Source organism: Pseudomonas sp. WMBT8, assembly GCF_050916005.1.
GTDB lineage: Bacteria > Pseudomonadota > Gammaproteobacteria > Pseudomonadales > Pseudomonadaceae > Aquipseudomonas.
In genome coordinates, this window is the sequence record NZ_CP188096.1 from 69,032 (window position 1) to 87,985 (window position 18,954).

The 18,954-nt window shown below is 61.8% G+C and carries 17 protein-coding genes; 9 read left to right on the top strand and 8 right to left on the bottom strand.

Features of this window, described 5'->3' with window-relative positions:
• Positions 1 to 41 precede the first annotated feature (41 nt).
• Positions 42 to 2,183, top strand: coding sequence for a catalase HPII (katE, locus tag ACO77H_RS00345; RefSeq protein WP_178121174.1), 2,142 nt, complete (start codon positions 42 to 44; stop codon positions 2,181 to 2,183).
• A 94-nt stretch (positions 2,184 to 2,277) separates the two neighbouring features.
• Here the strand turns inward: katE and ACO77H_RS00350 are convergent, their stop codons facing one another.
• The 4 genes from ACO77H_RS00350 to zur are packed head-to-tail and all read right to left on the bottom strand — an operon-like array spanning position 2,278 to position 5,083.
• The gene (locus ACO77H_RS00350; protein ID WP_432754832.1) at positions 2,278 to 2,997 is read right to left on the bottom strand and encodes a PA5502 family lipoprotein; all 720 of its coding nucleotides are present in this window, start codon (positions 2,995 to 2,997) and stop codon (positions 2,278 to 2,280) included.
• Positions 2,998 to 3,034: 37 nt separating this feature from the next.
• Positions 3,035 to 3,823, bottom strand: coding sequence for a zinc ABC transporter permease subunit ZnuB (gene znuB, locus ACO77H_RS00355; protein ID WP_029290341.1), 789 nt, complete (start codon positions 3,821 to 3,823; stop codon positions 3,035 to 3,037).
• Positions 3,816 to 4,601: a zinc ABC transporter ATP-binding protein ZnuC gene (znuC, locus tag ACO77H_RS00360; RefSeq protein ID WP_169954116.1), complete on the bottom strand. Its 786-nt coding sequence runs from the start codon at positions 4,599 to 4,601 to the stop codon at positions 3,816 to 3,818. Before znuC ends, znuB begins: the two co-directional genes overlap by 8 nt.
• Positions 4,601 to 5,083: a zinc uptake transcriptional repressor Zur gene (zur, locus tag ACO77H_RS00365; RefSeq protein ID WP_029290345.1), complete on the bottom strand. Its 483-nt coding sequence runs from the start codon at positions 5,081 to 5,083 to the stop codon at positions 4,601 to 4,603. Before zur ends, znuC begins: the two co-directional genes overlap by 1 nt.
• A gap of 58 nt (positions 5,084 to 5,141) precedes the next feature.
• Between zur and ACO77H_RS00370 the strand changes: the two genes are divergently transcribed.
• Positions 5,142 to 6,071: a metal ABC transporter solute-binding protein, Zn/Mn family gene (locus ACO77H_RS00370; protein WP_169954117.1), complete on the top strand. Its 930-nt coding sequence runs from the start codon at positions 5,142 to 5,144 to the stop codon at positions 6,069 to 6,071.
• 107 nt (positions 6,072 to 6,178) lie between these two features.
• On the opposite strand, the gene ACO77H_RS00375 is transcribed toward ACO77H_RS00370, so the two are convergent.
• Complete coding sequence (locus ACO77H_RS00375) at positions 6,179 to 7,132, bottom strand: homoserine kinase (RefSeq protein WP_169954118.1); 954 nt, start codon at positions 7,130 to 7,132, stop codon at positions 6,179 to 6,181.
• 56 nt (positions 7,133 to 7,188) lie between these two features.
• The gene (locus tag ACO77H_RS00380; protein ID WP_104911281.1) at positions 7,189 to 7,479 is read right to left on the bottom strand and encodes a DUF2782 domain-containing protein; all 291 of its coding nucleotides are present in this window, start codon (positions 7,477 to 7,479) and stop codon (positions 7,189 to 7,191) included.
• A 74-nt stretch (positions 7,480 to 7,553) separates the two neighbouring features.
• Here ACO77H_RS00380 and polA point away from each other — a divergent pair, with 74 nt between their 5' ends.
• On the top strand, positions 7,554 to 10,349 hold the full coding sequence (gene polA / locus ACO77H_RS00385) for a DNA polymerase I (protein WP_169954119.1): 2,796 nt from the start codon (positions 7,554 to 7,556) through the stop codon (positions 10,347 to 10,349).
• Positions 10,350 to 10,617: 268 nt separating this feature from the next.
• Here the strand turns inward: polA and yihA are convergent, their stop codons facing one another.
• Entirely contained in the window at positions 10,618 to 11,259 is a 642-nt protein-coding gene (gene yihA, locus ACO77H_RS00390) for a ribosome biogenesis GTP-binding protein YihA/YsxC (protein WP_076963373.1), read from the bottom strand.
• 192 nt (positions 11,260 to 11,451) lie between these two features.
• On the opposite strand from yihA, the gene ACO77H_RS00395 reads away from it, so the two are divergent.
• From ACO77H_RS00395 to ACO77H_RS00420, 6 genes are all read left to right on the top strand, one after another.
• Complete coding sequence (locus ACO77H_RS00395) at positions 11,452 to 11,742, top strand: c-type cytochrome (protein WP_169954120.1); 291 nt, start codon at positions 11,452 to 11,454, stop codon at positions 11,740 to 11,742.
• A gap of 46 nt (positions 11,743 to 11,788) precedes the next feature.
• Positions 11,789 to 12,403 (top strand): c-type cytochrome, encoded by a 615-nt coding sequence (locus ACO77H_RS00400; protein WP_169954121.1) that lies wholly within the window; start codon positions 11,789 to 11,791, stop codon positions 12,401 to 12,403.
• A 189-nt stretch (positions 12,404 to 12,592) separates the two neighbouring features.
• Positions 12,593 to 13,228 (top strand): thiol:disulfide interchange protein DsbA, encoded by a 636-nt coding sequence (dsbA, locus tag ACO77H_RS00405; RefSeq protein ID WP_170041976.1) that lies wholly within the window; start codon positions 12,593 to 12,595, stop codon positions 13,226 to 13,228.
• Positions 13,229 to 13,238: 10 nt separating this feature from the next.
• On the top strand, positions 13,239 to 14,117 hold the full coding sequence (locus tag ACO77H_RS00410) for an endonuclease/exonuclease/phosphatase family protein (protein WP_169954123.1): 879 nt from the start codon (positions 13,239 to 13,241) through the stop codon (positions 14,115 to 14,117).
• Complete coding sequence (locus ACO77H_RS00415; RefSeq protein WP_432754833.1) at positions 14,114 to 16,192, top strand: diguanylate cyclase; 2,079 nt, start codon at positions 14,114 to 14,116, stop codon at positions 16,190 to 16,192. Before ACO77H_RS00410 ends, ACO77H_RS00415 begins: the two co-directional genes overlap by 4 nt.
• A gap of 90 nt (positions 16,193 to 16,282) precedes the next feature.
• Positions 16,283 to 17,059, top strand: coding sequence for an N-acetylmuramoyl-L-alanine amidase (locus tag ACO77H_RS00420; RefSeq protein WP_169954125.1), 777 nt, complete (start codon positions 16,283 to 16,285; stop codon positions 17,057 to 17,059).
• Between the two features lie 101 nt (positions 17,060 to 17,160).
• Here the strand turns inward: ACO77H_RS00420 and ACO77H_RS00425 are convergent, their stop codons facing one another.
• Complete coding sequence (locus tag ACO77H_RS00425) at positions 17,161 to 18,948, bottom strand: KinB sensor domain-containing domain (RefSeq protein WP_432754834.1); 1,788 nt, start codon at positions 18,946 to 18,948, stop codon at positions 17,161 to 17,163.
• Positions 18,949 to 18,954: the final 6 nt, after the last annotated feature.

The window sequence follows — 18,954 nt, forward strand, 5'->3', positions numbered from 1 at the left end:
CAGGGACCGCTCTGGCCTACGCAAACGAGGAGTTTTGTCTGATGAGTACCAAAAAACCCGCTACGCCGCCCAAGAGCGAGCTTGCAGGCACCGATACCCTGGACCGTGGCAACACCAATGCCAAGCTGCAAAGCCTGGAGAAGTCTCGCTCCGACGCCACCGGCCAGGCGCTGCGCACTAATCAGGGGGTGAAAATCTCCGATAACCAGAACACGTTGAAAGTCGGCGCGCGCGGGCCTTCGCTGCTGGAAGATTTCATCATGCGTGAAAAGATCACGCACTTTGACCACGAGCGTATCCCGGAGCGCATCGTGCACGCCCGCGGCACTGGCGCCCATGGCTACTTCCAGACCTATGAAAACCATTCGGCGCTGACCAAGGCGGGTTTTTTACGTGACCCTGGCCGTAAAACCCCGGTGTTCACGCGCTTTTCCACGGTGCAGGGCCCACGTGGTTCAGGCGATACGGTGCGTGACGTGCGCGGCTTTGCCGTGAAGTTCTTCACCGACGAAGGCAACTTCGACCTGGTGGGCAACAACATGCCGGTATTTTTCATTCAGGACGCGATCAAGTTTCCTGACTTCGTGCATGCGGTAAAACCTGAGCCGCACAACGAAATTCCTACCGGCGGCTCGGCCCACGATACTTTCTGGGATTTTGTCTCGCTGCAGCCGGAATCGGCGCACATGGTGATCTGGGCGATGTCCGACCGCGCCATTCCAAAAAGCCTACGCAGCATGCAGGGTTTTGGGGTGCACACGTTCCGCCTGGTGAATGCCGAGGGTCAATCCAACTTCGTCAAATTCCACTGGCGTCCGACGGCGGGCACCTGCTCCCTGGTGTGGGATGAAGCGCAAAAGCTGGCCGGTAAAGATACCGATTACCATCGTCGCGACCTGTGGGATGCGATCGAGATGGGCGATTACCCGGAGTGGGAATTGGGCGTACAGGTGATTCCGGAAGATAAGGAGCACGCGTTCGACTTCGATATTCTCGACCCGACCAAGCTGATTCCCGAAGAGTTGGTGCCCATCACCCCGCTGGGCAAGATGGTGCTCAATCGCAACCCGGACAACTTCTTCGCCGAAGTCGAACAGGTCGCGTTCTGCCCGGGGCATATCGTGCCGGGTATCGATTTCTCCAATGACCCGCTGCTGCAAGGTCGCCTGTTTTCCTACACCGATACGCAGATCAGCCGACTAGGTGGCCCGAACTTTCACCAGTTGCCGATCAATCAGCCGCTGACGCCACTGCATAACAACCAGCGCGATGCCATGCACCGCAGCACCATCGATAAAGGTCGTGCCGCGTACGAGCCGAACTCCATCGACGGCGGCTGGCCGAAAGAAACTGCGCCGGCAGCGCAGGACGGTGGTTTCGAGTCCTACCCGGAGCGTATCGACGCGCACAAGATCCGCGAGCGCAGTGAGTCCTTTGGCGATCACTTTTCCCAGGCGCGCCTGTTTTTCAACAGCATGAGCAAGCACGAGCAGGAACACATCATCGCGGCCTATAGCTTTGAGCTGGGCAAGGTCGAGCGTGAGTTTATCCGGGCGCGCCAGGTCAATGAAATCCTGGCCAATATCGACCTCGGGCTGGCCAAGCGTGTGGCGCAGAACCTGGGCCTGCCGGCACCGAAAAAAGGCACCGTGCCGGTGCGCAAGACCGCGCCAGAGCGCTCGCCGGCCTTGAGCCAGGCCAACTTGCTGGCGGGCAATATCAAGACGCGCAAGGTGGCGATCCTGGCCGCCAATGGTGTGGATGGTGCCGCGATTGCCGCGCTGAAAAAGGCGCTGGCCGCAGAAGGTGCCCATGCCAAGTTGCTCGGGCCGACCTCGGCGCCGGTCACCACGGCCGATGGCAAGAGCCTGGCGGTGGACGCGTCGATGGAAGGCTTGCCGTCGGTGGCATTCGATGCGGTGTTTGTGCCGGGCGGGGCGAAGTCGATCCAGGCATTGAGCGGCGATGGCGTGGCGTTGCATTACCTGCTGGAGGCCTACAAGCACTTGAAGGCGATTGCCTTGGCCGGTGAGGCGAAGCAGTTGCTGGAAGTGTTGAAGCTGGAGGTGGATGCGGGGTTGATTGTGGGCGGTGATGCCAAGGCGTTGAAGGCGTTTATTGCGGCGATTGCCCAGCATCGGGTGTGGGAGCGCGAGCCTAGGGCCAAGGCGGTTCCGGCTTAAGTTTCTGGTTGTTTGACAGGGCCTCATCGCCGGCAAGCCGGCTCCCACGTTGAAATGTATTGCACTGTGGGGGCCGGCTTGCCGGCGATGGGCGTCAGTCCGCCTTACGCGGAATCAGCACCACCTGGGCCGGTATGTGTTTGAGAATCTGCCGGTGGATCTTCAGGTCATACCCTGAGTCAATCCGCTTCACTCGTTTAGTCAACAGGGTGTTCAGCCACGGGTAATCCTCGGTGCGCGGCACCTGGATGCTCACGTCACACTGGTAATTCACCACATCGGTGGCGATGGCATCCAGTTGATGGCGCAATTGCTGGATATCCGTGAGGTTCAGCGCAACCGTGGTGCTCTCGGCGGAGGGGTCGATGACCTTGGCCGGTGGCTTGGCTTCGGCGGCTTTAAGGGCGGCTTCGGCTTTATCCAGCTCGGCTTTGCGGGCGTGGGCGATGGCGCTGTTGACCCCGCCAGTCAGTGCCGGAGCCTTGGGCATCAGGGCCCGGGCGCGGCTCAAGGCCGTAGCGGCGGCGTTGACATCACCTTTTTGCAGGACGATCTGGCTGCGCTGCAAATAGGCTTCGGCCAGTTGGCGCTGATAAGGCTCCAGCGCCGGATCGTCAGGCGATTGGGCCTGCAAGGCCGCCAGTTGGTCTTCGGCGGTAGCCAGCTCACTGCTGGCCAGGTTTTGTTCCAGCTGTGCAATGGCCGCAGCGCGCGCGTCCGGCGCCTCGGGGGCGACGGGCGGGGTGCTTTGGCAGGCGCCCAGCAGCAGGGAAAATGCGGCAAGGAGCAGATAACGGGAGGTGAACGGCTTCATTCCTGCGACTCTCTAATTGCGCAAAAAGCGAGCAAGTCTACACCCCTCGACGGGGCAGGACAAAACTCAGCAGAAACAGTGCGGCGGCCGTGACCACAATCGACGGCCCGGCCGGGGTGTCCTTGAACCAGGACAGCGCCAGGCCACCACACACGGCAAGCATCCCCAGCAAACTGGCGCCGACCGCCATCTGTTCCGGCGAACGTGCATGACGCTGGGCGGCTGCGGCGGGGATGATCAACAGCGACGTGATCAACAATACGCCGACAATCTTCATTGCGACAGCGATCACCACGGCGATCAGCAACATCAGGGTCATGCGCAGTGCGGGTACTGGCAAGCCTTCGACGGTGGCCAGTTGTTCGTGGACGGTAATTGCCAGCAGCGGGCGCCACAGGGCCACGAGCAGGATCAATACTGCCGCGCTGCCGCCGAGAATCCAGGCCAGGTCCGTGGGGCTGATCGCCAGCAGATCGCCGAACAAGTAGGCCATCAGGTCGATACGCACTTCATGCATAAAACTCAGCACCACCAGGCCCAGGGACAGGGTACTCGGCGCGAGGATCCCCAGTAGCGTGTCCGAGGCCAGGGGCTGGCGCTGTTGCAGGGTCACCAGCAGCACTGCCAGCAGCAGGCAGCCGACGGTTACCGCGATGGTCGGGCTGACGTCCAGCAAAAAGCCCAAGGCCACGCCGAGCAGGGCCGCGTGGGACAAGGTGTCGCCAAAGTAGGCCATGCGCCGCCAGACCACGAACGAGCCCAACGGGCCCGCCACCAGCGCCAAAGCCAAGCCTGCAAGCAGGGCGTAGAGCAGAAAATCAGCCATGCTTGCAGCCATCTCCGTGGACGTGGGTATGAGGGGCGATCGGATCGGCAACTACCGCGCCATGCAGGTCATGGGCATGGTCGTGACGGTGGTGGTAAATCGCCAGGCTCTGCGCATTCTTGCCGAACAGCTCGACGAAGGCCGGGTCGCCGCTGACCTGTTCCGGGTGGCCGGAGCAGCAGACGTGGCGGTTGAGGCACACCACCTGGTCGGTAGTGCTCATCACCAGGTGCAGATCGTGGGACACCATCAGCACGCCGCAGCCATGCCGGTCGCGCAGGCGGGTGATCAGGCTGTAGAGCTCGGCCTGGCCGGCAACGTCGACGCCTTGCACCGGTTCATCGAGCACCAGCAATTCGGGCTCGCGCAGCAGGGCCCGGGCTAGCAGTACGCGCTGCATCTCGCCACCGGAGATGCTTTGGACCGGGCTGTCGATGACCTGCTCGGCCCCCACTTCCTTGAGCGCGGCCAGGGCGCGGGTGCGGTCCACGCCGGGCACCAGGCGCAGGAAGCGCAGCACCGACAGTGGCAGGGTTGGGTCGACGTGCAGTTTCTGCGGCATATAGCCGATGCGCAGCTTGGGCTTGCGCCAGACACTGCCGCTGTCGGGCTTGAGCAGGCCTAGCACGGCGCGCACCAGGGTGGTCTTGCCGGCGCCGTTGGGGCCGATCAGGGTGACGATCTGCCCCGGCTCGACGCTCAGGTCAATGTTGTCCAGCACGTTCTGGTCGGCGAATGTGACGCCGACCTGTTCCAGGCGGATTAGCGCAGTGCTCATCAAGCCCCCTGGCAGCCCGAGCAGATGCCAACCACTTCGACGGTCTGCCCTTCGACCCGGAAGCCGACATCGCCGGCGCTCTTGATAATCGCGTCGCTGATGCTTTTTTGTTCAAGCTCGATGGCGGCGTGGCACTCGCGGCAGATCAGGAACTGGCCCTGGTGCGCGTGCTCCGGGTGGTTGCAGCCGACAAAGGCGTTCAACGAGGCGATGCGATGCACCAGGCCGTTTTCCAGCAGGAAGTCCAGCGCACGGTACACCGTGGGCGGCGCGGCGCGGCGCCCGTCCTGCTCGCTGAGCACGCCGAGAATGTCGTAGGCACCCAGCGGCTTGTGGCTCTGCCACACCAGTTCCAGCACTCGCCGGCGCAGGGCGGTCAGGCGCAGGCCTTGGCGTGCGCACAGGGCGTCGGCCTCCGACAGTGCGTTGTGCACGCAGTGAGAGTGGTCGTGGGGACGGCTGGCAAGCGGTGTTTTAGGCATGAGCGGCGACAGATATTTGTGAGAGACGTTATTATGTTACCCGTTCCTGCTGACTTGAGTGCTCATCGTGTCCCGACTTTTTGCCGTTTTTGTCGTATTTGTCACCAGTTTATTGATTGCCGGGGCTGCCCAGGCCGAGGTTCGGGTGCTCACCAGCATCAAACCCTTACAGCTGATTGCCGCCGCTGTGCAGGACGGCGTGGCGGTTCCAGAGGTGTTATTGCCACCCGGAGCCTCGCCGCATAACTATGCATTGCGCCCATCCGACGTACGGCGTGTGCAATCGGTGGATCTGCTGTATTGGATCGGTCCGGACATGGAAGGCTTCCTGCCACGGGTCCTCAAGGGTCGCAACTTGCCCACGGTGGCCGTGCAGGAACTGCCGGGCCTGAAGCTGCGGCATTTCGCCGAAGATAATCACTCCCATGGCGAAGAAGCCGACGACCATGACCACGATCATCGCCCTGGCAGCCTGGATGCCCACTTGTGGTTGTCGCCGGTGAATGCGCGGGTGATTGCGGCCAGGATGGCGGCGGACTTGAGCGCGGCTGACCCCGCCAATGCAGAGCGCTACCAGAGCAACCTGCAAGCGTTCAACGGGCGCCTGGATGCCTTGGACCTGCGTTTGAAAGCGCGTCTGGCGGGTATCGCCGGCAAGCCTTACTTCGTGTTCCACGAAGCCTTCGACTACTTTGAAGATGCCTACGGCCTCAAGCACACCGGTGTGTTCAGCGTGGCCGCCGAAGTGCAGCCCGGCGCCCAGCATGTGGCGGCGATGCGCACGCGCTTGCAGGAGGTGGGCAAGACTTGTGTGTTCAGCGAGCCACCCTTGCGCCCGCGCCTGGCCGAGACCCTGGTGGCTGGCCTGCCGGTGAAGCTGGCGGAATTGGATGCCCTGGGCGGCTACACCCCGGCCACGGGCCAGGGGTATGAGCAGTTGCTGGAGAAGCTGGGCAATGATTTGGCAGGGTGTCTGGAGTCACTGTAGGCACACCGCCAAACCAATGTGGGAGCGGGCTTGCCCGCGATGCGGTGTATCAGGCGCTCATTAGGTGACTGACACGCCTCATCGCGGGCAAGCCCGCTCCCAAAGCGTTAGAGGGCGAGCGGCAGCTGGAGGGTGACCTGCTGGCGTTGTTCCAGCAGCTGTTGAAGCTCCACCGGATCGTGAATCAGCACGTCCTGCCCCGCAAACGTCTCTGCTGCAATCAGGCGGGACAGCCAGAACCGCACACACGCCACGCGCAGCATCGTCGGCCACAGCTCGGCTTCCCTGGTGCTGAACGGCCGCAGTGCCGCATAGGCGCCCAGCAGTGCGCGGGCGCGGTGGCCGTCGATCACCCCGGCGGCGTCCGAGCACCAGTCATTGAGGGCAATCGCCACGTCGTACAGCATTGGCCCGGAGCAGGCGTTATAGAAGTCGATCAACCCGGTCAGGTGGGTGCCTTCGAACATCGCGTTGTCGCGAAACAGGTCGGCGTGGATATTGGCCCGTGGCAGCGTGAGGATCTGCCCTTTGAGCTGCTGGATTTCATCCAGCGCCATTTGCAACAGTTGCTGTTGGTGGGCGTCGAGGTGCGAGATCAGCTGCGTGCCCTCGTCGAGCATCCAATCCAGCCCGCGATCGGTCTTGCGTTCCAGCACCTTGTCGCCCTGGGTGGCCAGGTGCAGGTGAGCGAGTAATTCACCCACTTGCACGCAATGCTGGGCATTGGCCTCCTTGATGTGCTTGCCCGCCAGGCGCGGTTGCAGCAGCGCCGGCTTGCCTGCCAATTCGCGCAGGGCCACGCCGTCGGTGGTGCGCAGGGCGTAAGGCACGGGCAGGTCGGCGTCGTGGAGTACGTCCAGCAGTTCGATGAAGAACGGCATTTCGTCCACGGGGCCGCGTTCAACCAGGGTCAGGACAAATTCGCCCTGTTCCAGGCTGATAAAGAAGTTGGTGTTTTCGCTACCAGCGGCAATCCCCTGGAAATCGAGCAGGCGGCCGAGCCCATAAGGGGCGAGAAAGGTTTCCAGCTCGGGCCGAGCCAGGGGGGTGAACACAGACATGGTTAAAACTGCCAGTACGGGCGCCGCAGGCCGCGGCGCCGATTAAAGTTAAGAAATCATTTCCATTCGAAGATCTTCCATGACGGGATCAGCATATCCGGCTGGTCCGAGCGGATGAAGTTCGCATCGGTTCCGTCCGCGCGCACCAAAAAGTACGGGGGTGCGCCCTTGGGCGTTACCTTGATGGCATACAGGAAACCGTTTTGGCGGTATTCCTGGATGGTCTTGTCGCCTTCCGTGCGAATGGTGACTTGCGGGTCTCCCGAGGGAGCGTCGTCTGCCGCCATGGCAGCCATCGGAGCGAGTGCAATCAAGCCGGTCAACAGCAGGCGATTGAATGTACGCATGATAACCTTGTCCCTTTGTTGTCATTGGTCCGGCTATTCTAGCGCCAGACCCGCCGAAAAGGTTGATCCTGCTCATGAGCCAAGCCCCCCTCGTCCTGGTGGACGGTTCTTCATATCTGTACCGCGCCTTCCACGCGCTGCCGCCGTTGACCACGTCCAAAGGCCTGCCGACCGGTGCGGTCAAGGGCGTGTTGAACATGCTCAAAAGCCTGCGCAAGCAGTACCCGGACAGCCCGTTCGCGGTCGTGTTCGACGCCAAGGGCGGGACATTTCGCGATGACATGTACGCCGAATACAAGGCCAACCGCCCGAGCATGCCCGATGACATGCGCGTGCAGATCGAGCCGCTGCACCAGAGCGTGATCGCCCTGGGCTTCCCGCTGCTGTGCGTCGAAGGCGTCGAAGCGGATGACGTGATCGGCACCCTGGCCCGCAGCAGTGCGGCCGCCAACCGCCCGGTGGTGATCTCCACGGGTGACAAGGACATGGCACAGTTGGTCGATGGGCACATTACCTTGGTCAACACCATGACCGGTAGCGCCATGGACATCGACGGCGTAAAGGAGAAATTTGGGGTCGCTCCCGAGCAGATCATCGACTATCTGGCATTGATGGGCGATTCCTCCGACAACATCCCAGGCGTTCCAGGTATCGGTCCTAAGACCGCTTCGGGGCTGCTGGTCGGTGTGAACGGCGGCCTGAAAGAGCTGTACGAGCAACTGGATATTGTCCCGACCTTGCCGATCCGTGGGGCCAAGACCCTGCCGGCCAAGCTGGAAGAGCATAAAGAGATGGCATTCCTGTCCTACCAGTTGGCGACCATCAAGGTCGACGTGCCCCTGGATGTTGGCCTGGAAGACTTGCACCTGATCGAGCCGGATCGCGAGAAGCTGCTGGAGCTGTACACCCTGCTGGAGTTCAAGAGCTGGATCGACGAGATTCAGCGCGATGCCAAGCGCGTCGAGCTCAAGGCCGCCGCGGACGTTGCACCGGCTCAGGTTGCAGTTGAGGCCCAGGCGCCTGTGGCCCCGGTCCAGGCGCAGTACGAGACCATCCTCGACCAGGCCCGCTTTGACGTCTGGCTGAAAAAACTCAATGACGCCAAGTTGTTTGCCTTCGATACCGAAACCACCGGTGTCGACGCCCAGCAGGCGCAACTGGTGGGGGTTTCGTTTGCCGTGCAGGCCAACGAAGCGGCCTACATCCCGCTGACCCATTCCTACATCGGCGTGCCCGAGCAACTGGACCGCGATACGGTGTTGTTGGCCCTCAAGCCGCTGCTGGAGGACCCGAACAAGCTCAAGGTCGGCCAGCACGCCAAGTTCGACATGAATATCCTGGCCAATTGCGCCATCGGCGGCGACCCGGCGCACGGCATCACCGTGCGCGGCATTGCCTTCGACACAATGCTTGAATCCTACGTGCTGAACTCCACCGCGACCCGTCACGACATGGACAGCCTGGCGAAGAAGTACCTGGAACATGACACCGTCAGCTTCCAGGACATCGCCGGCAAAGGCGCCAAGCAACTGACCTTCGACCAGATTGCCCTGGAGCAGGCCGGCCCCTACGCCGCCGAAGACGCCGATGTGACCCTGCGCCTGCACCTGGCGCTGTATGAGCAGCTCTGCGCCCTGCCGAGCCTGGCCAGCGTGCTGACGGATATCGAGATGCCATTGGTGCCGGTGCTGGCACGGATCGAGCGCCAAGGTGCCCTGGTGGATGCCGCGTTGCTTGGCGTGCAGAGCATCGAGCTGGGCAACAAGATGGTGGAGCTGGAGCGCCAGGCGTACGAGATCGCCGGCGAGGAGTTCAACCTGGGTTCGCCCAAGCAGTTGGGGGCTATCCTCTACGAAAAGCTCGGGCTGCCGGTATTGAAGAAGACTGGCAAGGGCCAGGCCTCTACCGCCGAGGAAGTACTGGCCAAACTGGCCGAAGATGACTATCCATTGCCCAAGGTGCTGATGCAGTACCGCAGCATGAGCAAGCTCAAAAGCACCTACACCGATCGTTTGCCCGAGCAGATCAACCCCCGTACCGGGCGTATCCATACCTCTTATCACCAGGCGGTGGCGGCCACCGGGCGCTTGTCGTCCAGTGATCCGAACCTGCAGAACATCCCGGTGCGCACGGCCGAAGGCCGGCGGATCCGCCAGGCGTTCGTCGCACCCAAGGGCTACAAGCTGCTGGCGGCGGACTACTCGCAAATCGAGCTGCGGATCATGGCGCACTTGTCCAAGGACGAAGGCTTGCTCAACGCCTTTCGCGACAACCTGGATGTGCACACGGCCACGGCGGCCGAGGTGTTCAAGGTCGAACTGGACGAGGTCACGTCCGATCAGCGCCGCAGCGCCAAGGCGATCAACTTCGGCCTGATCTACGGCATGGGCGCGCAGAAGCTGGGCAAGGACATTGGCGTCGATACCAAGACGGCCAAGGCCTATATAGATGTGTACTTCGCCCGCTACCCAGGGGTGCGCGAGTACATGGAGCGCACCCGCGCCCAGGCTTCCGACCAGGGCTATGTGGAAACCCTGTTCGGGCGTCGCCTGTACTTGCCGGATATTCACTCCAACAAGCCGCAGGAGCGCGCAGGCGCAGAACGCACCGCGATCAACGCGCCGATGCAGGGGACTGCCGCCGATATCATCAAGAAGGCCATGGTCAAGGTCGACAACTGGCTGACGGAGTCGGGGCTCGACGCCAAGGTCATCCTGCAGGTGCACGATGAATTGGTGGTCGAGGTCCGTGAGGACCTGGTGGCTGAAGTCAGCGAGAAGATTCGCGAGCACATGAGCAGTGCCGCGCAACTGGATGTGCCGCTGCTGGTGGAGGTCGGCGTGGGCGATAACTGGGACCAGGCGCACTGATCATCCGGCAGTGCTGCGGCATGAGGTCGCAGCGTTGCCTATAGATCGGAAATATCCGAGGGTTATTTCCAATAGTTTTTCCGGGGCGCCGGAACTTAACCCATGAAAAGTCACTCAGAGTTACTGAATGGGTGGTGAAGCCCTTCAATGCTCCTATGTTGTGTTAAGTGTTGGCAGATATCTGGACCCCGCCCTAGCGGTCCGGAACTTGGACCCCGAACTTCCCCTCCCCATACGAAGTCCGGGGTTTTTTTTGCCCGCAGAAAAGTTATTCGGCCAGTTCTGCGCCCTTGTCCGCCAGCTCCATCCAGCCTGCCAGCACGGTATAGGCATCTTCCAGGCCCATGCGCTTGGGTGCCGAGAACAGCTGGATGGTGATGGCATCACCCCAACCTTTACGGATTTGCGCCTGCACTTTGAGCAAAGTGCCCTTGGCGGCGCCGTAGGTCAGCTTGTCGGCCTTGGTCAGCAGGATGTGCATTGGCATGCCGCTGGCGACTGCCCAATCGAGCATCAGCAGGTCGAAATCGGTCATTGGATGACGGATATCCATCATCAGGATCAGCCCTTTCAAACTCTCGCGGCCACCCAGATACGCTTCCAGGTGACGCTGCCAGTGCAGCTTCAATGGGATAGGTACTTTTGCGTAACCGTAGCCCGGCAGGTCGACCAGACGCCGATCATCGTCTAGCTTGAAGAAGTTGAGCAGTTGCGTGCGGCCTGGGGTTTTCGAGGTGCGAGCCAGGCTGGCATGGGTCAGGGTGTTGAGCGCGCTGGACTTGCCGGCGTTGGAGCGCCCGGCGAAGGCCACTTCAAAGCCTTCGTCGTCGGGGCATTGGTCGACTTTGGCGGCGCTGAGCATGAACGTGGACTGTTGGCACAGACCGAGGATGGGGTTCTTGAGTTGCATGGGATTTCCGATGTGGGCGGTGCCGGGAATGGGTGCGGCAAGTAGTGTCGTTCCCGTTTCAGTAGCGCCAGTATATAATGCCGCAGATTTTGTGTGTGCTTTGTCCCAGCGAAGGATGAAGTTCACGGGAGCGATAGACCTTTATTGCGCATTAGAACGCAAAACGCTTCCAAACCCTGAAAAGGTCGACGTATGACCAAGTGGCTGCTAGCTGTCGGTGTCCTGATACCACTTTACAGTGCGCAGGCTACACAGGATCCGGAAGCTGTGTACAACCGCGTTTGCGCGGCTTGCCATGCCGGGCAGTTGCCAACGGCCCCCAAGCGGGGTGACCAGGCAGCCTGGGCGCCGAGACTGGCGCAAGGCATGGATACGCTGGTGCAGCACGTGACCCAGGGTTTCAAGGCGATGCCGCCGCGTGGTTTGTGCATGGAATGCCGTGCCGAGGATTACCAGGCCATCATCCTTTTGATGAGCGAGTAGACCCGGTTCATAACTCTATAACCTTTAGCCGTAATTGGATTAGCTGATGAACAAATTGATCGTGAGTCTGCTGTTGACCTTGGGCATCACTGGTGTTGCCCATGCTGCAGGTGACGCTACTGCTGGCCAGACAAAGGCCGCTGTATGTGGCGCCTGCCATGGACCGGACGGCAACAGCCCGGCACCCAACTTTCCAAAACTGGCGGGCCAGGGCGAGAAATACCTGACCAAGCAGATGCACGACATCAAGGACGGCAAGCGAACGGTCCTGGAAATGACCGGCATGCTGACCAATCTCAACGATCAGGACCTGGCGGATATCGCGGCGTATTTCGCCAGCCAGGCAGGCAGCGTGGGGGCGGCGGATCCAAAACTGGTCGAGCGTGGTGAAAAGCTGTTCCGTGGCGGCGACCTCGACAAAGGCCTGCCGGCCTGTACCGGCTGCCACTCCCCCGATGGCTCGGGTAACGCCGCAGCAGGTTTCCCGCACCTGGGCGGCCAGCACGCCCAGTACATCGCCAAGCAACTGACCGATTTCCGCAAGGAAGAAGCCGGTCGCGCCAACGATGGCGACGCCATGACCATGCGCACCATCGCGCGCAAATTGAGCGATGAAGACATTGCAGCGGTGGCCAGCTATATCCAGGGCCTGCACAAGTAAGGCGCGCAAGGCCGGGCGTACACCAGTGGTAACGTTAACGCTCGATTAATCCGTCGATGCAAGCATAAAAAGGGTGGCGCGGGCCGCCCTTTTTTGTGGCCGCTACCGTTACACTAACGAACTCATGCCCGTGCAGGCCTGTCATAAAAAAGGTCGCGCGAGGCGACTTTATTTGTCCAGGAGTTAAGCATGCGTAAATTGATCCTCAGCGCCGCTCTCGTCACTGCCAGCCTGTTCGGCATGACCGCCCAAGCCGCCGATGTGCCACTTGAAGCGGGCAAGACCTATGTTGAACTGGCCAATCCTGTACCGGTTTCCGTGCCGGGCAAGATCGAAGTCGTAGAGCTGTTCTGGTATGGCTGCCCGCATTGCTACTCTTTTGAACCGACCATCAACCCTTGGGCCGAAAAGCTGCCTTCGGACGTGAACTTCAAGCGCATCCCGGCCATGTTCGGCGGCCCTTGGGATGCCCACGGCCAGATGTTCCTGACCCTGGAAGCCATGGGTGTGGAGCATAAGGTCCACAATGCAGTGTTCGAAGCTATCCAGAAGGATCGCAAGCCGCTGACCAAGCCTGATCAAATGGCTGACTTCCTCGCCACCCAAGGCGTGGACAAGGACAAGTTCCTCGCAACCTTCAACTCCTTCGCCATCCAGGGCCAGATCAAGCAGGCCAAGGAGCTGGCACAGAAATACGGCGTGCAAGGCGTTCCAACCCTGATCGTCAACGGCAAGTACCGCTTTGACCTCGGCTCCACCGGCGGCCCTGAAGCGACCCTGAACGTTGCCGACCAGCTGATCGCCAAAGAGCGCGCAGCCAAGTAAGGGGCCCGCCATGCGCCGCTGGGGTACAGAACGAGTGGTTGGCCTGCATGATCCGCAGGTCAACGAGCATCATCTCGCGTCCACCGGCCTGCCGGCGGACAGCCGGCTGCGCTTGCTGAGCTTCAATATCCAGGTCGGCATCAGTACCGAAAAGTACCGGCACTACCTGACCCGTGGCTGGCAGCATCTGTTGCCCCACAATGGCCGGGCGGGCAATCTGCAGAAGATTGGCGACCTGCTGGGAGACTTCGACCTGGTGGCCCTGCAGGAGGCCGATGGTGGCAGCCTGCGTTCGGGCTACGTCAACCAGGTCGAGCACCTGGCCCAGCTCGGTGCGTTTCCCTACTGGTATCAACAACTCAATCGCAACCTCGGCAAACTCGGCCAGCACAGCAATGGTGTACTCAGCCGCCTTAAGCCCTGGGCGATCGAAGACCATCCACTGCCAGGCCCGAAAGGGCGCGGGGCGATTCTCGTGCGGTTTGGCGAGGGGCCCGAGGCGCTGGTAGTCGTCATGATGCACCTGGCGCTGGGCGCGCGTACCCGCACCATGCAGTTGGCCTACATCCGTGAGCTGATTGGCGATTACAAACACCAGGTGCTGATGGGGGACATGAACACCCACGCCAGTGACCTGTTGGAGAATTCCCCGTTGCGCGACCTCGGGCTGCTGGCGCCCCAGGTCGAAGCCACTTTCCCCAGCTGGCGCCCGCAACGCTGTCTTGATCACATCCTGTTAAGCCCGACCCTGACGCTGGAAAGCGTGCAGGTGCTGGCGCAACCCATTTCCGATCACCTGCCGGTCGCGGTAGAGATTCGTCTGCCGGGTTCGCTCACGGTTGATGCATTACCCGCGTTGAGCCCCGGCCCTCGCGGACCCCTTGCATGAGCGACGACGCCCAGCGCTGGAAAGAAAAATACCTGTTAAGCATCGAGCAACAAGAAAAGCTCGAACGCCGTTGGGCCGCGCGCCTCGACTTGCTGCGCCGTGGCCTGGTGCGCAGCACCCTGGCCGCCGAGGGCACGGACCGGGCCGTCGACCAGTGCATGAAAGAGATGCGCGATGTGGTGCGCAGCGATGACATGGACGCCGCCCTCGCCGCCCTGCTGCCGCGCCTGGAAAAGGCCGTGCTGGATTCCGAGCAACGCCGTGAAACGCGGGTTGATCAGATCAGCACCGCTATGACCTCCCTGGTCACGCAATTGCAGGCGCTGCCCTTGCCCCGGGAAGTCAGTCGCCCGCTCAAGAGTTTTGCCAAGCAGTTGGACAGCCGCGTCGGCCAGGCGCGGGAAATCCCTCTGCTGCTCAGTGAATTGAGCGGCCTTCAAGGGCAGGCCCTGAGCAACCTCGAGCCGGATGACGAACCGGCTCGCCCGGGTTTGTTGCAACGTCTGTTCGGGGGCAAGGAGGCGGGTACCGAGGTTGCGCCGGTTGAGCCCGCTGCCACGGCCTCCCGGCAAAGCCCTGCTGCTCAGGCAAGCCCGGCCGCCCCGGCGGTTGAAGATGCGCCCGAGCTGGCCCAGGCCCTACGGGCTTTTGCGCCACAAGCCCAGGCCCCGCAGCCGCAGGTCACTGAGAGCGCACCTGCGCCGGTGCCTGTTGCGCCCCGGGTCGAAGTGGATGAGCTTGTGGCCCCGCAGCCGCAGCCGCAGCCGCAGCCGCAGCCGCAGCCGCAGGTTGCCCGTATAACGCCGGTCGAAATGCCTGCTGCAGTGGTCCAGGATCCGGAATCTGTCCAGCCTGCCGACGTGAGCGTTGTGCCGCAGCGTGAAAGTACGGTCGCAGCGCCGCAGCTCCTGCCAGAGGCGCCGCAGCCGACGGCAATCGGCAGCCTGTCATTGCCGCCGGTGCTGGATGACGAATCGGCTGAAATCGATCCCGAGGCGTTGTACGCCCTGCCCGACTCGCCCGAGCCTTCCTACAGCTCAGTCGCCAAGCACATCGAAGACACCCTGCTCGGCCTGCTGGGCGACCTCGACCTGCCCGAGCATCACCGGCCCCAGGCCGAAGCCATGCGCGAGCGCCTGGCCCACGGGCTCAATTGGTACGAGTTGCTGCCGATCCTTGATGACCTGGCGGTATTGATGCTGGCCATCACTGATAGCGGCCAGCATGAGTTCGAAGCCTACCTCAAGCGCCTCAACGAGCGACTGGAAGCCTTCCAGGCTAACTTGCAGGCGGCCAGCGACGGGCATGCCGACAGCCGCAGCGCTGCGCGCGAGATGGATACGCAGATCCGTGAACAGATGGACGGCTTGCAAAGCAGCGTCCAGGAAGCGGCCGACCTCGATGACCTCAAGCAAGTGCTGGAAAGCCATCTTGAGGGGCTGTTGGGGGCCATGGACGAGCATCAAAAGCAGCGCGACCAGCGTGAACATGAAGTCGCCGCACGGTTGCAGGGGCTGGCGGAGCGGGTAGCAAGCATGGAGCAGGAGGCCCAGGGCTATCGTGAGCACCTTGAGGTCCAGCGCCAGAAAGCCCTGATCGATCCGCTCACCGGCTTGCCCAACCGTGCCGCCTGGAGCGAGCGCCTGGAGTCCGAGGTCAACACCTGGCATCAGCAGGGCAACAGCCTGTCGCTGGCGATGCTGGACCTCGATCACTTCAAGCGCATCAATGACAGCTACGGCCACCTGGCGGGCGACAAGGTGTTGAAGATCATCGCCAATGTGTTGGGCAAACGCCTGCGGCCGACGGACTTTATCGCGCGGTTTGGCGGTGAGGAGTTTGTCTTGCTGATGCCGGATTCGGCGCTGGGCGATGCGCTGCAACTCGGTGAGCGCCTGCGGGCAGCCATCGAGGCGTGCCCGTTTCACTTCAAGGGCGAGCGCGTGACCATCACCATGTCCATCGGCATGGCGCAGTTCCAGCCCGGCGAGCGCAGCGACCTCACACTCAAGCGCGCAGACGAAGCCTTGTATCGGGCCAAGGCGGCGGGGCGCAATCAGGTACAGGCGGGCTGAAAAGTTGTTCCATTTTGTATAGCGGGCCGCTGACCGGCAAACGGTACGTTACACTGTTGCATTATCGTCTTTAGCGTACCGTCTGTTGCCATGAAATTTCTCGTTGCTGCTCTTTTATCCCTCACACTCGCCGGCTGTGCGAGTGGCCCGCGCCTGGATACCAGCCACCCGTCGGTGAACTTCGATAATCGTATCCAGTTCGTCGTCCTGCACTACACCGCGACCAACCTGCAAGGCTCGCTGGCGCTATTGACCAAAGGCCAAGTCAGCAGCCACTACCTGATTGGCGATGATGCCCGTGCAACCATCTATAAGCTGGTGGACGAAGACAAGCGCTCCTGGCACGCCGGGGAAAGTGAGTGGATGGGCCGTACCTGGCTCAATTCCAGCTCCATTGGTATCGAGATCGTCAATCCTGGCTACCGCGACACACCCACCGGGCGTGTCTGGTATCCGTACTCCGAAGCGCAGGTCCAGTCCCTGGTGACCTTGCTCAAGGACATCAGCCAGCGCAATCGGATCAACCCTAAGTTCATTATCGGCCACAGTGATATCGCTCCCGGGCGCAAACTCGATCCGGGCCCATTGTTCCCGTGGAAGCGCCTGGCGGATCAAGGCCTGGGGATCTGGCCCGAGGCCCAGGCGGTCGCGCGGTATCAGGCCGAGTATGCCAGGCAGCTGCCGAGCGTTACCTGGTTCCAGGAAGAGTTAGCCCGCGTGGGCTATTCCACGCCGCAGACCGGCGAGCTGGATGTGGCGACGCGGCGGGTGCTGGCTGCGTTCCAGATGCGCTTTAGGCCGGCGTTGTTCGACGGTACGCCGGATGCGCAAAGCGCCGCGATCCTGCGGGTATTGAATCACCGCTGAGGTCTTTGATTCAGGCAAGTAAAGGGCTGCGAGCAATACCTGTGGGGACTCGATAGCCCCCACCTTTGATCTTGCACCCCTTGAGTGGTCACCGTGTGTAGTTACAGCGGCAACGCCATATAGAACTGCGTGCCCTGCCCCGGCCGGGAATAGACCCCCATGCGGCCACCGTGCAATTGCACGATCTCCTTGCACAGCGCCAGCCCCAGGCCGGCGCCGCCTTTCTTGCGGCCTACCTGGACAAATGGCTCGAAAATCCTGCCCTGCTGGCCGTAGGCGATGCCTTCGCCATTGTCCTCGACGCTGATGATCAGCCGTTCGCCATGGCGCCGCGCCTGCAGGCGAATCTGCCCGCCCTCGCTGGTGTGGCGCAGGGCATTGCCGAGCAGATTGTCCAGGACCCGCTCCAATTGCGCCTGGTCGGCATGCAACCTGGGCAGTTGTGCCTGCGCCTCTACCAGCAGGTCGATGTGTTGCGCATTCGCCAGCTCGGCAAAACGTGCGCGAGCATGTTCAAGCAGATCGTTGATGTCGCACGGCGCCAGGGTGAGTTTTTGCAGGCCGTTCTGGTAGCGGGAAAAGTTGAGCAGGTCGTTGATCAGTTGCATCAAGCGCTGCATTTCTTCGTTGACCGTGTTCAGCAGGTCGGCTTCGCGGGATTCAGGAGGGAATTTCGCCCGCTCCTGGAACAGGCCGAACGCCATGTGCATGCCGGTGACCGGCGTACGCAGTTCATGGGAGGCACGCAGCACGAATTCGCTGCGCACGCGCTCGAAGGCGCGCTGCTCGGTAACGTCATGCAACACCATCACCGCGCCGAGAATATGCCCCTGGTGGTGGCTGACCGGCGTCATGCTGTAGGTCAGCAGGCGCGATTCGCCTTCGACTTCCACTTCCAGGTCGTCAGGTGCGCGCTCCAGGTTGCCGCCGCGCAGCACCAGGTGCAGTTGCTCATCCAGTTCGGGGCGTTGCAGCGCGTCGCCCAGGCCCTGCCCCAGGCGGCTCTCGTCCCAGCCCAGTTGGCGCTGGGCGACCGGGTTGAGGTGTTCCAGGTGCCCTTGGCGGTCGATCATCAGCAAGCCGTCGTCGATGCTGTCGAGCACCGCTTGCAAGCGTTGCTGGCCGGCGAGCAATTCGTCGACATTGGTCGCCTGATGCTGGCGCAGCGCTTCGGCCATGATGCCAAAGCGCCGGGTCAGTTGGTTCATTTCCGCCGCCGAAGAAATCGGCAGGGTGACATCAAAGTTGCCTTGGCCGATTTTGTCGGCTGCCTTGGCCAGGGCTTCGATCGGCCCGCCAAAGCGTCGGGCGATGCCGTGGGCGGTGATGAAGCCGATGATCAGCACCGCCAGGCCCACCAGCCCGAGCAGGCCGGCGATCCACAGGGCGCGTTCGCGAGACTGGCTTTCGGTGGCATTGATGTTTTCCAGCGCTCTTTTGTGTTCGCTGATCAGCCCATTGCGCAAGACGTTGAAGCTGGTGGTGAGTTGTTCGTTATTGCGCAGGGACGGCGGCCTATTTTCATTTTCTTCGAACGCTTCGAGGAATGCCAGGTAATCGGCCTTGGCCTGAGAGAAACCTCCCACTCTGGCGACACTCATTTCGTGGGCGATGCCCTCGTCCAGCAGCTTGAAATACTGTTGCTTGGACGTGTTCAGCGCGACCGGGTCCGGAGTGTCGTTGAGCATCAAAATCAGCTGGTCACCCAGGGTCTGGCGCAGCTTGAGCCCCAGGTCCAGGGTAATGAAGTTGCTGCGGATCAGGGCTTCCTGGGTCTTGGCCATTTGCATGACGCTCACCAGCCCCAGTAGCAACCCGAGCAGCGCCACGGTGATCAGCGCAGAAATGCTCAGGAACAGCCGCGTGCGCAGTTTCATCGCCAGCTTCATAAGGTG

Coding starts and splice junctions, on each gene's coding strand:
- katE (WP_178121174.1), top strand. CDS start 42: ATGAGTACCAAAAAACCCGCTACGCCGCCCAAGAGCGAGCTTGCAGGC.
- ACO77H_RS00350 (WP_432754832.1), bottom strand. CDS start 2,997: ATGAAGCCGTTCACCTCCCGTTATCTGCTCCTTGCCGCATTTTCCCTG.
- znuB (WP_029290341.1), bottom strand. CDS start 3,823: ATGGCTGATTTTCTGCTCTACGCCCTGCTTGCAGGCTTGGCTTTGGCG.
- znuC (WP_169954116.1), bottom strand. CDS start 4,601: ATGAGCACTGCGCTAATCCGCCTGGAACAGGTCGGCGTCACATTCGCC.
- zur (WP_029290345.1), bottom strand. CDS start 5,083: ATGCCTAAAACACCGCTTGCCAGCCGTCCCCACGACCACTCTCACTGC.
- ACO77H_RS00375 (WP_169954118.1), bottom strand. CDS start 7,132: ATGTCTGTGTTCACCCCCCTGGCTCGGCCCGAGCTGGAAACCTTTCTC.
- ACO77H_RS00380 (WP_104911281.1), bottom strand. CDS start 7,479: ATGCGTACATTCAATCGCCTGCTGTTGACCGGCTTGATTGCACTCGCT.
- polA (WP_169954119.1), top strand. CDS start 7,554: ATGAGCCAAGCCCCCCTCGTCCTGGTGGACGGTTCTTCATATCTGTAC.
- yihA (WP_076963373.1), bottom strand. CDS start 11,259: ATGCAACTCAAGAACCCCATCCTCGGTCTGTGCCAACAGTCCACGTTC.
- ACO77H_RS00395 (WP_169954120.1), top strand. CDS start 11,452: ATGACCAAGTGGCTGCTAGCTGTCGGTGTCCTGATACCACTTTACAGT.
- ACO77H_RS00400 (WP_169954121.1), top strand. CDS start 11,789: ATGAACAAATTGATCGTGAGTCTGCTGTTGACCTTGGGCATCACTGGT.
- dsbA (WP_170041976.1), top strand. CDS start 12,593: ATGCGTAAATTGATCCTCAGCGCCGCTCTCGTCACTGCCAGCCTGTTC.
- ACO77H_RS00410 (WP_169954123.1), top strand. CDS start 13,239: ATGCGCCGCTGGGGTACAGAACGAGTGGTTGGCCTGCATGATCCGCAG.
- ACO77H_RS00415 (WP_432754833.1), top strand. CDS start 14,114: ATGAGCGACGACGCCCAGCGCTGGAAAGAAAAATACCTGTTAAGCATC.
- ACO77H_RS00420 (WP_169954125.1), top strand. CDS start 16,283: ATGAAATTTCTCGTTGCTGCTCTTTTATCCCTCACACTCGCCGGCTGT.
- ACO77H_RS00425 (WP_432754834.1), bottom strand. CDS start 18,948: ATGAAGCTGGCGATGAAACTGCGCACGCGGCTGTTCCTGAGCATTTCT.